The 12,755-nt window shown below is 45.2% G+C and carries 15 protein-coding genes; 5 read left to right on the plus strand and 10 right to left on the minus strand.

Features of this window, described 5'->3' with window-relative positions; genetic code table 11:
• The 3 genes from BLV86_RS18145 to BLV86_RS16165 form a co-directional block, all read left to right on the plus strand.
• On the plus strand, positions 1-470 hold a 470-nt coding region (locus tag BLV86_RS18145), incomplete at its 5' end, for a hypothetical protein (RefSeq protein ID WP_090819596.1).
• Positions 471-770: 300 nt separating this feature from the next.
• Positions 771-1,085, plus strand: coding sequence for a hypothetical protein (locus BLV86_RS16160; protein ID WP_139297955.1), 315 nt, complete (start codon positions 771-773; stop codon positions 1,083-1,085).
• A gap of 97 nt (positions 1,086-1,182) precedes the next feature.
• Positions 1,183-1,407: a hypothetical protein gene (locus tag BLV86_RS16165; protein ID WP_049962355.1), complete on the plus strand. Its 225-nt coding sequence runs from the start codon at positions 1,183-1,185 to the stop codon at positions 1,405-1,407.
• 56 nt (positions 1,408-1,463) lie between these two features.
• Here BLV86_RS16165 and BLV86_RS16170 read toward each other — a convergent pair whose 3' ends face one another.
• Together BLV86_RS16170 and BLV86_RS16175 are read right to left on the minus strand one after the other, a co-directional pair.
• Entirely contained in the window at positions 1,464-2,732 is a 1,269-nt protein-coding gene (locus BLV86_RS16170) for a HipA domain-containing protein (RefSeq protein WP_090819602.1), read from the minus strand.
• Entirely contained in the window at positions 2,729-2,947 is a 219-nt protein-coding gene (locus tag BLV86_RS16175) for a helix-turn-helix domain-containing protein (RefSeq protein ID WP_090819605.1), read from the minus strand. The genes BLV86_RS16170 and BLV86_RS16175 overlap by 4 nt, the downstream gene beginning before the upstream one ends.
• A gap of 326 nt (positions 2,948-3,273) precedes the next feature.
• Between BLV86_RS16175 and BLV86_RS16180 the strand changes: the two genes are divergently transcribed.
• On the plus strand, positions 3,274-3,468 hold the full coding sequence (locus BLV86_RS16180) for a hypothetical protein (protein ID WP_031551127.1): 195 nt from the start codon (positions 3,274-3,276) through the stop codon (positions 3,466-3,468).
• Positions 3,461-4,066, plus strand: coding sequence for a hypothetical protein (locus tag BLV86_RS16185; RefSeq protein WP_090819608.1), 606 nt, complete (start codon positions 3,461-3,463; stop codon positions 4,064-4,066). The genes BLV86_RS16180 and BLV86_RS16185 overlap by 8 nt, the downstream gene beginning before the upstream one ends.
• Positions 4,067-4,107: 41 nt before the next feature.
• Here the strand turns inward: BLV86_RS16185 and BLV86_RS16190 are convergent, their stop codons facing one another.
• The 8 genes from BLV86_RS16190 to BLV86_RS16225 form a co-directional block, all read right to left on the minus strand.
• On the minus strand, positions 4,108-5,229 hold the full coding sequence (locus tag BLV86_RS16190; protein ID WP_442950768.1) for an ABC transporter substrate-binding protein: 1,122 nt from the start codon (positions 5,227-5,229) through the stop codon (positions 4,108-4,110).
• 65 nt (positions 5,230-5,294) lie between these two features.
• A complete protein-coding gene (locus tag BLV86_RS16195) occupies positions 5,295-6,092 on the minus strand; it encodes an ABC transporter permease (RefSeq protein ID WP_031551133.1) in 798 nt (265 codons plus the stop codon).
• Entirely contained in the window at positions 6,092-6,922 is an 831-nt protein-coding gene (locus BLV86_RS16200) for an ABC transporter permease (RefSeq protein WP_031551135.1), read from the minus strand. The genes BLV86_RS16195 and BLV86_RS16200 overlap by 1 nt, the downstream gene beginning before the upstream one ends.
• Positions 6,915-7,994, minus strand: coding sequence for an ABC transporter ATP-binding protein (locus BLV86_RS16205; RefSeq protein ID WP_090819613.1), 1,080 nt, complete (start codon positions 7,992-7,994; stop codon positions 6,915-6,917). The genes BLV86_RS16200 and BLV86_RS16205 overlap by 8 nt, the downstream gene beginning before the upstream one ends.
• A gap of 1,027 nt (positions 7,995-9,021) precedes the next feature.
• Positions 9,022-9,261: a FeoB-associated Cys-rich membrane protein gene (locus tag BLV86_RS16210; RefSeq protein ID WP_090819616.1), complete on the minus strand. Its 240-nt coding sequence runs from the start codon at positions 9,259-9,261 to the stop codon at positions 9,022-9,024.
• A 162-nt stretch (positions 9,262-9,423) separates the two neighbouring features.
• A complete protein-coding gene (locus tag BLV86_RS16215; RefSeq protein ID WP_242873347.1) occupies positions 9,424-9,813 on the minus strand; it encodes a heavy-metal-associated domain-containing protein in 390 nt (129 codons plus the stop codon).
• Positions 9,814-10,018: 205 nt separating this feature from the next.
• Positions 10,019-12,187 carry a ferrous iron transport protein B gene (gene feoB, locus BLV86_RS16220; RefSeq protein WP_090819619.1) on the minus strand — a complete coding sequence of 723 codons (2,169 nt, stop codon included), beginning with the start codon at positions 12,185-12,187 and terminating at the stop codon, positions 10,019-10,021.
• Between the two features lie 13 nt (positions 12,188-12,200).
• Complete coding sequence (locus BLV86_RS16225; RefSeq protein WP_031551149.1) at positions 12,201-12,422, minus strand: FeoA family protein; 222 nt, start codon at positions 12,420-12,422, stop codon at positions 12,201-12,203.
• Positions 12,423-12,755: the final 333 nt, after the last annotated feature.

Below are 12,755 nucleotides of genomic sequence, written 5' to 3' on the forward strand. Positions count from 1 at the left end.
AAGTTTATAAAATTGACAGAAGTTTTTTGTTTGGTAGTAATTCAGATGATCCGAAGTATGATATTCTCAATGCGATCATCATCTATATCAGTAAAAAACATGACCACGAGAATTCCGAGAATGAAATGATTCGGATGCTTACAGATCTGTTTGATAAACGGATCAATGGAGCCGAAAAGGTTATGAAACTAAAGTCAATTTATGGTCTTAAAATAACAAGAGAAGTTGAAAGTGAGGTGAAAGGTTTGTGTACTTATGCAGATGCTATTGAAAATGAAGGTATTGATAAAGGAGTGAAAAAAACTCTAACAAGGCAAATATGCCGTAAACTTCGTAAAGGTAAAGACCTTGCTCAGATTGCAGATGAACTCGAAGAAGATGAGTCAAGAATCAAAACATTATTTGACACCGCATCAGATTTTGCACCAAACTATGACGAAGATAAAGTTATAAAAGCAATATTTGGATAGTCAGAGCGCATATCACCCTTAACCGTTAATTAATGTTGACATGATACATATGACCATCGGGTACGGTTCTCGCCGACGAGAACCGTACCCGATGGATATAGTCTGAAAACAGACCATATGAAACTATGTCCGGCTATGGTATGCTTATAAAGTCTGGTAGACATTCAACGATTATAATCTTGAAATTCATTCAGAATGATCATTCCCGATAATACAAATTTCATTATCAGCTTTGCGCAGAACTGATAAATAATCAAGGCGAGAGGTTCGTATCTTTCTCGCTGTACTTTAGGTGTAGATATGGAACAATTTACAGGATTGGGGAAAGCCATAGTGGCTGCGGATCCCGACAAGAACAAAAGGAGAATATACATGAACATTCTTGAGGCTACAATTTCCATGCTGGAATCCATGCCAGATGAAGATATTAACAAAGTTTATAAATATACCAGAAAGCTATTTGAAGAAATCAAACCCGAAAATCCATTTGGACCATTAACTAAAGAGCAGGTCCTGACTGATCTGGCCATATCGAGAGAGGAATTCGAACAGGGCAAAAGCCTGGATGCGCGTGAAGCGATAATGGAGATGCGGAGATCACATGGATTCATATAAAACACATATTACTCCGAAAGCTCAAGAGTAATTAAACCGATACATAGATTATATCCAGTACAATCTTTCTGATGAACAGGGTGCGGATGCAGTTCTTTTGGATGCATTAGAGACTATAGATATTCTTGAAATGGTTGCCGGTAGTATGACATTTTGCGAAAGTGAAGAGCTACGAAACCTTGGTTACCATAAAATATTATTTCAAAGGCATGACTATGTGATGATATATAGAATAATCGGAGATATTGCATCTATTGATGCTATATATCATCAGATGCAGGACTATGAAAAAATCTTCATGAAGGAGTTAGGCCTCGATTAATTATGACTACTGGGGACGGTTCTCGCCGACGAGAACCGTCCCCGGTGGAATTCCTCTTACATCTTTTCCTTACATAACTCCATCATCTTTCCTGATATTTCATCAACGTGTAGAAATCCTTCTTTCTTAAGCTCAGTAACGCTCTTCTCCAAAGAACCCTTAAATCCCTTTGCAAGTCTGTCATACTCTCTTTCAATAACTTTACCTGATATTCCGATGTCTTGTGATGCTTCAAGAAATGTCTCCTTGTTCATCTTCTCCCAGCGTATTTCACCTGCGATCGCTATGGACATTTCAGCAGTTGATTCTTTATACACCATTGTTGAAACCAAGTCATACGCCGGAGCAAGTGACATTGATGACAAATCGTGTGTATATAGCATCGATAAGTTCTTAATGTGGTTATCAGTGTTTCCAATTAAGACATCATATATCAGAATATCCAATAACAATATCTGATCCCGAAGCGGATTTCTTGATTGCTCTCGTACAAGCCGAAATATTCTTTTCAGGTATTCATCACCCGGTGATTCATATTTTTTGCTCCCGGGAATGCCAAGTGCCTGTGCAAAATCTTCCTGATGTAATCTCAAAGGGCATGACATCCCACTAACCAGTTTAACTGAATTCTCCATGTCCCTGTCATACCGTTTTGACGCGAGAAGTATTTCAGAATCATTGAATCCTCCCTGGTTAACGATAAAACTTTCAATCGTAGGTATCCCCAGGTGAGCAGCCGTACGAAGCGCAAGCTGTTCATTCTCAACTATATGCTGCAACCGAACATGGCTTTGCTTTACTATGTGTGTGCTGGGTGCTGTACCTAAAGGTTGAAACCATTTACCATCTTTATAATATAGACCAACTTTTCCCGAAGCACCTGTTAACGAAAGGTGTGATTTGACCAATAGTTCTGTAGACTTTGTCGCACCTTCTGCTGCAAGATCCCTGACCTGTTCAGGAGTAAGTGGCACATAATTTGGCTCCTCTACTCCTGTATCTGAGGACTCTTCTACTCTTATTGCGCCAAGGCATTCTTTTCCGAGACCGGCAAGTATCGTCAGGTAATCTTCTTCGTCAGCATGCAGCCATTTGGCGACGCTTTTTCTGCTAAATCCCTCCGGGAGCAATCCTTCAAAAAAGCAACTTGTTTCTATCGGACTGAATGGCTCTTTACTTAAAGGCAGCGCTACAGAAATACCCGGATATTTGTCTGTATAGTCGGTGTCATATGTAAATACAGCGTCTGTTTTATCATCACCTTGAATGTGTCCAGCATAAACTTCGCTGCCTTGAATTTCCAAAAAAACATCAAGCTTTCTCATGACTTATCCCTCGCTTCTATCGTAATGTTTAATCCAAGAAGCATGGCAACCTGAATCGCTTTTTCAAGCTGTATGGTTTTTTTCCCGTTTTCCAACTCTGACAGAAAGCTAATGCTTAACCCGGTAAAATCCGAAATATAGCCTTGAGTGTATCCGAGTTGTTTTCTCCTTTCACGTAAGGCAGCTCCAAAAGATTTTGAATCTGTTATTTTCACTTTCTTCTACTCCTCTTTTAATGTGGATATTTAGCCGAACGACTAATTGCCGCTCCGATTCCAAAATAATTAGCCGAACGACTAATTGCCTGATGTTTATATCATAATTTAGCCAATCGACTAATTCAAGACTTAAATATCCACCGTGGATATGGTCCGAAAACAGACCATATGAAACTCTGTCCGGCTGTGCTATGCTTATAAAGTCTGGTAGACATTCTAAGGTTATAAAGGGGAGAATTCTTAAAAGTTGCTAAAGGAAAATGTTTAGATTTCATATCAAAAATAATAGATGGTATAATGAACATGCAAGGAGGATTAGCTCTATGGCAATAGAAGTAGTAAAAACACCTGCTCAAAATTTTGGCAAACCTTCAATGACAGATTTACCCTATGACTTAGGAAAAAGAATAATTAACACCATTTTAAATTCGCCTAAGCCAGACTTCACCGATTCAGATAAAGAAATTGCTGAATTGGAAGAAAAAATATTAAAAGATAGGTCTGCTAATAATGAGTGAAAAGAAAGGAATAATACAGACAAGAACTTTCTACTGTGATCATATTGCAGAGAAGGATAAGTCAGATATTGAAAATTTCAAAGTAAGAGACCCTAATGTTGCTGCAGGTCTTGAGAATTATATTAAATCTATTGCTCTTAGTGATGAGGCAATTGGTGCAATGAGGACATATCTGGTCAGAGATCTGGTCACCGATGAACTGGTTGCATATTTTTCTTTAAAATCAGGAATGGTTTCCATTAATGAGCGAGAGATTTTAAATGAAGAAGGAAAACTCGAAACGACGTTTGATACTGTTCCCGGAATAGAAATAGCTAATTTTGCAGTAAACTATGAATACGTCCGCGATCACCCTGATTGGAAAGGTATTGGACTTATTGTTTTCAGAGATTTTATTCGCGAGTTAGCCAGCAGGGTTGCAGCTATCTCTGGTACCATGGTTCTTTATATCTTTGCGCTCCCGTTTGAGAGTTTGATAAAAAGATACCACGATAAATATAAGTTCTTGAGACTTGATGAAGCTGAAGAGAAAGATCTTCACAACAGAATCAAACCTTTCTATGACAGAAGCTGCGTCTTCATGTATCAGATACTGTGATATAGTTAAAAAAGAGCTGCCCGGACGGGCAGCTCTTTTTCTCAGCTTGATTTTACGATTTTCCAGCGGTTGTTATAAAGTGAATCGCCTGCAGGTCCCAGGTAGTGATAGAACTCGGAGGTTTTAAGGAGTTCTGAAGTGTCGGGGAAGACTGCTTCGTTTTCCAGGTACTCTTCGTCAAGGAGCTCCATGGCGCCGACGTTGGGAGTTGAGTAGGTGATGTACTCAAAGTTCTGAGCTGCCACGTCAGGTCTGCAAAGGAAGTCGATCCACTTCTCCGCATACTCTTTGTTGCGGGCATTCTTAGGAATAACCCAGGCGTCGATCCAGAGGTTGGTTCCCTCCTCAGGGATACAGTACTCAACATCGATTCCGGAGCCGTCAAGTTCGTCCTGAACATAAAGGATCTCTCCGGAGTAGATAACTCCGACGGCGGCTTCTTCGCCGATCATCTTGTCTCTGACCTGATCGATTACATAGGCCTGCACGATGGGCTTCTGGTCAATGAGGTCCTGCATTGCCTTGTCAAGCTCCCCGGGATTCTCTGTGTTGCAGCTGTAGCCGTTCTTCTTGAGGGCTACCATAAAGGCGTCCCGGACTGAATCCTGCATGAGGATCTCGTTCTTAAGGGCCGGGTTCCAGAGATCGGACCACTTTGTGGGATACGGAACTCCAAGCTCGTCAAGCATTCTTGTGTTATAAAGGATTCCGACGGTTCCCCAGGTGTAGGGCACCGCATATTTGTTTCCCGGATCGAACTGGGAAGCCATCTTCATGTAGTCTTCGCCGATGTACTGAAGGTTAGGTATCTTCTCCGGATCATACTCCTGAAGAAGGTTGTTCTCGATCATCTTCTCGATCATGTAGTCCGAAGGGCATACACAATCATAGATAACTCCGCCGGCTTCGATGACCGGATACATTTCCTCCAGAGTCTCAAACACATCGTAGACAACATTGATGCCTGTCTCTTCCTCAAACTGATCGATGAGCTCGGGATCTATATACTCTCCGGCATTGTAAACATACAGGGTGTTTGCAACCGGTGTCGGTATCTCTTCTATATCTTTTTCGGTGGTGCCGCAGCCTGCTGCAACCGCGGAGATCCCGACGATCACAAGAAGGCCTGCTGCCCCGGCGGCAAAGCGCCGTCTGTTTTTTATTAATATATCTTTCATTTCATAACTCTCCCCAAATCCCAAAACAAATCCATCTTCGATATAGGTCCTTATTTTGCCTTGCCCTTTTTCTTCTCCAGCCACTCCGGCGCATAATTACCCATGATGAGGATAACGAACACCGTTATGAAGATGACTGTTGACAGCGCATACATGGTGGGGCTGATTCCCTTTCTTACCTGGCTGTAAACCAGCGTCGAAATGGTGTCGATTCCCGCACCTCTTGTGAAGTGGGTAATGATAAAGTCATCAAGGCTCATGGTAAAGGCCAGCATAAATCCGGAAGTAACTCCCGGCATAAGCTCCGGCAGTACTACCTTGAAAAAGGCCTGTGTGGGTGTTGCGCCTAGATCCAGCGCCGCCTCATATGTATCCTTGCTGGACTGTCTGACCTTAGGCATTACACTGAGAATTACGTAAGGCAGGTTGAAGGTAATGTGGGCGATCAGTATGGTATGAAAGCCCAGGGATATCCTGAAGGCTATGAAACACAGCATCAGAGAGATACCCGTAACGATGTCGGCATTGAGCATAGGGATATTGGTAATGCTCATGATGGTGTTCCTGGACCAGGACTTCATGTTGTTAATGCCGATGGCCGCGATGGTACCAAGAACCGTTGCGATGAGTGCCGACAAGAACGCAATGATAACCGTGTTTCTGAGGGCAGCCATAATGGTCTCGTCAGCCCACATTTCCAGATACCAGTCTGTGGTGAAGCCGGACCACTTGGCGCGGGAACGGCCGCTGTTAAAGGAAAGCACCATCAGCGTCGCGATGGGTGCGTACATAAAAAGCACAATTAAGGCGAGGTAGCAGTCGGAGGCAAATTTCTTTAACTTATCCATCACATGATACCTCCTCTTTCCGAATCTTTATGGTCATCGAAATGGTTTACTATAAGCATTGACACGATGACGAATATCATGAGCACGAGGCTGAGTCCCGAGCCCTGATGCCAGTCGGAATCCTGCATGAACTCCTGCTCGATGACATTACCGATGAGGTAAATCTTGCCGCCGCCAAGCATGTTGGAAATGGCGAAGGTTGTAAGGGCAGGCACGAATACCATGGTGACGCCGGAAACGATGCCCGGGACAGACAGCGGAAGGATGATCTTCGTAAGGGTCTGCCAGAAGCTGGCGCCCAGGTCATAGGCCGCGTTGATGGTATTGTCATCGATTTTCATAAGTGCGTTGTAAAGCGGCAATATCATAAACGGAAGGAAATCGTAGACCATTCCGATCATAACTGCTGCTGTTGTGTTGATAAGGTGCTGCTCCGGGAGGTGAAGTGTTGTCAGTATTCCGTTGATAACGCCTTTTCTCTCGAGGAGTGTCTGCCACGCCAGGATCCTGAGAAGTGAGTTCATCCACATGGGCAGGATGAATATGAACACAATGAAGGAGCCCCGGCTGAACTTGTTTTCACGAAGGATCATGGCCAGGGGGAATGCTATCAGGAAGCACACAATCGTACTGCCTGCCGAAAGGAGCAGTGCTCTGTACAAAGGTCTGTAGTTTTCCCAGCGGCGGATCTCCATGAGATTGCTCAGGGTGAAAGCATTAGTATCGCTTGTAAAACCGTAATAAAGGATGGTGAGCAGCGGGATCACGATGAATCCGACGATCCACACTACATAGGGTCCCGCGAGATATCTGGAGGCTTTGTTATTCAATGTCCATCGCCTCCTCATCCTCAGATTCCGGCTTGTTCATGATCTGAATGTTGGAGGGCTTCACGTAGAGTCCGACTTTGGTGCCGGGCTCGCGAAGCTCGGTGGAGTGGATGAGCCACTCGAAGCCGTCGGGAGTGGTGCATTCCATCTCGTAAATCTCACCCTTGAAAATGACGTGGGTCATCTCGCCGTGAAGGATTGCCTTGGGGTCTTCATCGTCCAGGAGCTCCACGTCCTCGGGGCGGATAACAACGTCGACAGGCTTGTTGGTGCCGAAGCCGGCGTCGATACATTTGAATTCTTTGCCCAGGATGCGAACGGAATAGTCCTCGATCATGGTGCCGGAGAGAATGTTGGAATCACCGATGAAGTCGGCAACGAAGGCATTCTCCGGCTCGTTGTAGATCTGCTCAGGGCTTCCGGCCTGCTGGATGTAGCCCTGGTTCATGACTACCACATAGTCGGACATGGTGAGGGCTTCTTCCTGGTCGTGGGTTACATATATGAAGGTGATTCCCAGCTCGTTCTTGAGTCTTATGAGCTCGTACTGCATTTCCTGGCGGAGCTTAAGGTCAAGAGCGCCAAGGGGCTCATCCAGAAGGAGGAGTCGCGGCTCGTTTACGATGGCGCGGGCGATGGCGATTCGCTGCTGCTGTCCGCCGGAAAGGGAGTCGATGCGGCGCTTCTCGAAGCCGTCAAGGTTTACGAGCTTCAGGGCATATTTGATCTTATCTTTTATATAGGAATCGGATTTTTTCTTTATACGGAGTCCGAAGGCAATGTTTTCTTCGATGCTCATGTGCGGGAAGAGGGCATACTTCTGGAAAACCGTGTTGAGCTGGCGCTGGTTGGCCGGAAGGTTTGTGATGTCCTGTCCGTCGAAAAGTACCATTCCTTTGTCAGGCTTCTCAAATCCGCCGATGATACGGAGGGTTGTGGTCTTTCCACAGCCGGAAGGGCCCAGCAGCGTTACGAAGCTGTTCTCATGTATGTCAAGGGACAGGTCATCCAGGATGATCGTTCCGTCGTAGGCTTTAGTAATGTTTTTTAATTCCAAAAGATTTCTGCTCAAAGCTTTTTCCTCCCCAAATAGATAAATCGGTACCCATGTAAGCATTGACATAATGCAGGAGAAATCCTCTATTCTCCCACTCATTCACGGAACGCCGGTGGCGGCTTGCTGACTGCTTTCCGGCAGCAAATCCGTAACATAGAAAAAGGCCGGAGTCTTTTTTAGACTCCAGCCTGTATTACGATCGATTCCGAAAATGATCACCTGCACCCCCGCAGGTTCTTTGTGTAGAAGAGTCTAATTAAACCACTATTCTTATAGGTTTAATATCGTTTCAAATGCAAAAATGTATAATATGCATTTTCACTTCTCTTCAGTATTTTGTTTCCGTTTCGTCTACTCAGAGTGCTTACAAAGGCAACCCTATTGATCGTTTCACAAGATGGAGCATTTACTCCGTTCAGCAGTTAATCTCAACGCCCGCACTCTCGCCATATTAAGTGCCGGGCATCCTGATTATCGGCAACGCCTTATAAGATACCGCTAAATACTTATAAAATTTGAGTCCTCCTGACCTTTCTAATCAGGGCCCATCTTTCATGTATCCAGTCCCCCCGGGAACCTTTGCATGCCACAGGCTACTCAATCAATAAAATCATTTGTAAAACATCTCTGTTTCACGTATTTTCAATCAGATACTAACAGTAAAAAGATGTATCGTCAATTGGATTTTTAATTATATGAGAATATAGTCGGAATTCAGACAATATGCTTACCAACACATACTATGTTATACTCTAAGAGTTGCCGCCCCTACATCAGGCAAAGAAAGGGGGTGTTATGTTGGAAAAAATATTCTCATTTCTAATCTCCGTTATGGCAAGTGTGTTTGCCTACTACATTTGCAAATGGCTCGACGGAGATGACAACGGCAATGAGCCTAAGGTCTAAGCCACCTTGCAAAAACGGAATAGAAAAAGCCAGGAGTTGCCCCTCCTGGCTTTTTTGTTATGTTGTTGAAAAAATAGTCTCATTTCTTCGCCTAGAATCATTCTAGACTCAACTTCAACAAATGTCAAATGAATATTTAATCCTTATTATCCCTTGCATGCTTCGCCAATATCGCCTTCTGAACTTCATTGAGTTTCAGCCTATCAAGCTCGGCGCGTCTTTCATCAAGTTCTTTGTGTCCTACGTGGTCACAGTGGCCGAGCTGAGCCTCGGCACAGCCGGCGCAGGTTCCGTATTTCTTGTAGTCCTTGTAGAGCTTTCGGATAACAAAAACTGTGATAAAAACCAGTATTGCAATAACTATAAAATCTGCCATGTGTGACCTTTCCTTCTATATACTGGATATCCCCTGGATTGGGTCCAATGCCATTCGGATAAATGGGACTCCCTGCCGATTTTATCCACCATGGACGGTTCTCGCCGGCGAGAACCGTCCACGGTGGATAACCCGCCTGTACTATCCGGTATTCTCCGGCGTTTAGTTCTTTGTTGTAAGTCCAAGGATTCGATATCCCTCAGGGTCTATGGTTTCATGGAGGGCCGCCATGAGATCACTAACACTCTCAGACTTACTGAGTGTGAAGTTTGCGTTACCGGATTCATGAGATGCTGTAACGTTCTTTGCATCCGGGATGGCCTTTCTGATGGCGTCCTTTATATGTATTTCGCACATGCCGCACATCATGCCATCGATAGTCACAGTGATCCTGTCTCCGGACCGGCATATACTGTCCATGTCCTGTGGATCCTTCGGTGCAACCGGTTTTTGAAAAAAACTGATCAGTATCCTGACTCCAATTATAAACAGAATTCCCAATATGAAAAGAACAATCATATCTGTCTGATTTACAGTAATGTTAGATGTCATTTTTCTCTCCAAAAATCCACCAGGTTATCCACCGTGGACGGTTCCCGGCGAGAACCGTCCACGGTGGATAACCTGTCAAAAGCAGGCCGAAGCCTAAGCTCCGACCTGTTTTAATGTAGAAATATAGCTTTTTACCGGTCCGATTTAATTACGGGCTTCTCCGACTTTCACTGCTTAGTACGAATTAATACTAAGTATCTCAGCCTTACGCCGCTGCTGCCGGGGTTACTCCTGTAACCACTCTCTTTGCATTTGGATCCGGTCTGAAAAGGAGGTACAGATAACCTGCAAGTACAACTACTGCTGCGAGTGTGAATACGCTGAAGGCAACCTGTCCAACCATGAATCCGATGAGCTGGTAGATCATAAGTGAGATAAGGTAAGCATTGATATTCTGGAATGCGATGGCGAACCAGAACCACTTTTTGCTGTTCATTTCCTTTGCCATGGAAGCGATGGCTGCAAGGCAAGGGGAGTCGAAAAGGTTGAATATAAGGAATGAAACTGCTGCCATGCTGCATGGGAAGAATGCCTGGAATGCTGTGTTCATGGCCGCATCATACTCCTCAAGCTCTTCTCCGAGGGAAGATACAACCGAAAGTGTGGTTACGAGACCTTCCTTTGCTACGAAGCCTGAAAGTGATGCTGCAACTGCCTGCCAGCTGCCGAAACCTACAGGAACAAACATCCATGCGAAAGCATTACCGATAGCTGCAAGGAAAGAGCTCTCAACATCCTCTACAAGCATAAATGTTCCGTCCACGATACCAAAGGCTCCCAGGAACCACATGACTGCACAGCAGAGGAAAAGGATGGTTCCGGCCTTCTTGAGGAATGCCCATACTCTCTCCCAAACATGGAGGAATACATTCTTCGCGGTCGGAATGTGGTAAGCGGGAAGCTCCATAACGAATGGTGCCGGGTCACCTGCGAACATGCGGGTCTTCTTCATGATGATGCACATGATGATGACCATTGCGATTCCGCCGAAGTAAACTGCCGGTGCGAACCACCATGCGCCACCCATGAGGTAGCCTGCGATAACAGCGATTACCGGGAGCTTAGCGCCACAGGGGATTGAGGTTGTGGTGATCATTGTCATTCGACGATCCTTCTCTTCCTCGATGGTACGGGTTGCCATGATGCCCGGAACGCCGCAGCCTGATGAGATAAGGAACGGGATGAAGGACTTTCCTGAAAGACCGAATCTTCTGAAAAGTCTGTCCATGATGAATGCTACTCTCGCCATGTATCCGCAGTCCTCAAGGATGGTGAGGAAGAAGAATACGATGGCCATCTGTGGTGCAAATCCGAGAGGTGCACCAAGTCCGCCGATGATACCGTCAACCACCAGGGAGATTACCCAGTCGGAGGCGCCGGCATTGGTAAGGATGTTCTCAAAGAAGGGCTGGATCCACTCACCTACCAGTACATCATTGGTCCAGTCGGTAACGATGGTGCCTAATGTTGTCACCGAAACATAGTAAACCAGGAACATTACCACTACGAAAATCGGAAGTGCGAGGATTCGATTTGTAACGATCTGGTCAATCTTATCAGAAAGTGAAAGCTCACCCGGCTTTCTCTTCTTGACTACGGCTCCGTCAACCAGCTTCTTGATATAGGTATATCTCTGGTTTGTGATGATGGACTCGGCGTCATCATCAAGCTCGTTCTCGCAGTCTGCGATGTGTGCCTCTATGTCCTTCTTTGTGGCCTCATCGAGAGTGAGCTGCTCCAGCGCAACAGAATCGCGCTCGAACACTTTAACTGCGAACCAGCGAAGGTTCTTGTCGTCCACCTTGCCCTCGAGGTGCTCCTCGATGTGAGCGATGGCATGCTCAACGGAACCCTCAAATACTGAAGGAAGCGAAGCCTTCTTGCCTTCCTTTGCAGCCTCAATGCAGAGCTTTGCGGCCTCGTCGATGCCTTCGCCGCGGAGTGCCGAGATCTCAACGAACTTGCAGCCAAGCTCCTGTGAAAGCTTCTTGATGTCTACCTTATCGCCGTTCTTTCTGACAACATCCATCATGTTTACGGCGATGACCATGGGGATTCCGATCTCCACAAGCTGGGTTGTGAGGTAAAGGTTTCTCTCGATGTTTGTGCCGTCGATGATATTAAGGATCACGTCAGGTTTATCCTTAACGAGGTAATTACGGGAAACAACTTCCTCAAGTGTATATGGGGAAAGGGAATAGATGCCCGGGAGATCCTGGATTGTGACCTCGCGGTTTCCTTTTAACTTACCTTCCTTCTTCTCTACAGTAACGCCCGGCCAGTTACCTACATACTGATTGCTTCCTGTTAAAGCATTGAACAGTGTAGTCTTGCCACAGTTAGGGTTACCGGCTAATGCAACCTTGATTTCCATAATATTTCCTCCTTTAAGCCATCTCTAAAATGTCTGCATCGTCCTTTCGGATTGAGAGCTCGTAGCCCCTCACTGTGATCTCGATGGGATCCCCCAGCGGAGCTACCTTGCGAACCTGAATATCGGTTCCCTTTGTGATGCCCATGTCCATGATCCTTCTCTTGAGAGCTCCCTCTCCGTGGATCTTCAGGACGGTTGATGACTGCCCAACAGGAATGTCTCTTAGTGTTTTCATTAAACTTCCCCCTCGTATAGTATCTTTTAGATACCGTTTTTTATAAAAAATTAATAGTTACTTTTGTTCAATAGGCTTAGTAAAGCCCATGGTATAATTGCTCCTTAGTGTCAATCAGGTATCAGTTCTGATTCCCCCTGTTGAACCAATAATGGTTACTTCATTCATAGTCTGTTCCCCTGACACGGATGTTAGCTTCAAACCAGCTGGCTGTTTGCCTAAGTTCATGGCCTGCCTCTTAGCAGTGGGGGGTCGCATCAGTCCATCTTAGGCTGGATTCTTATATGCGAGGGTGTCGATGCTCCGTGATCATGGGTTTTACCAAGCCGATTG

It is taken from the genome of Oribacterium sp. KHPX15 (assembly GCF_900107835.1).
Taxonomy (GTDB): Bacteria; Bacillota; Clostridia; order Lachnospirales; family Lachnospiraceae; genus Oribacterium.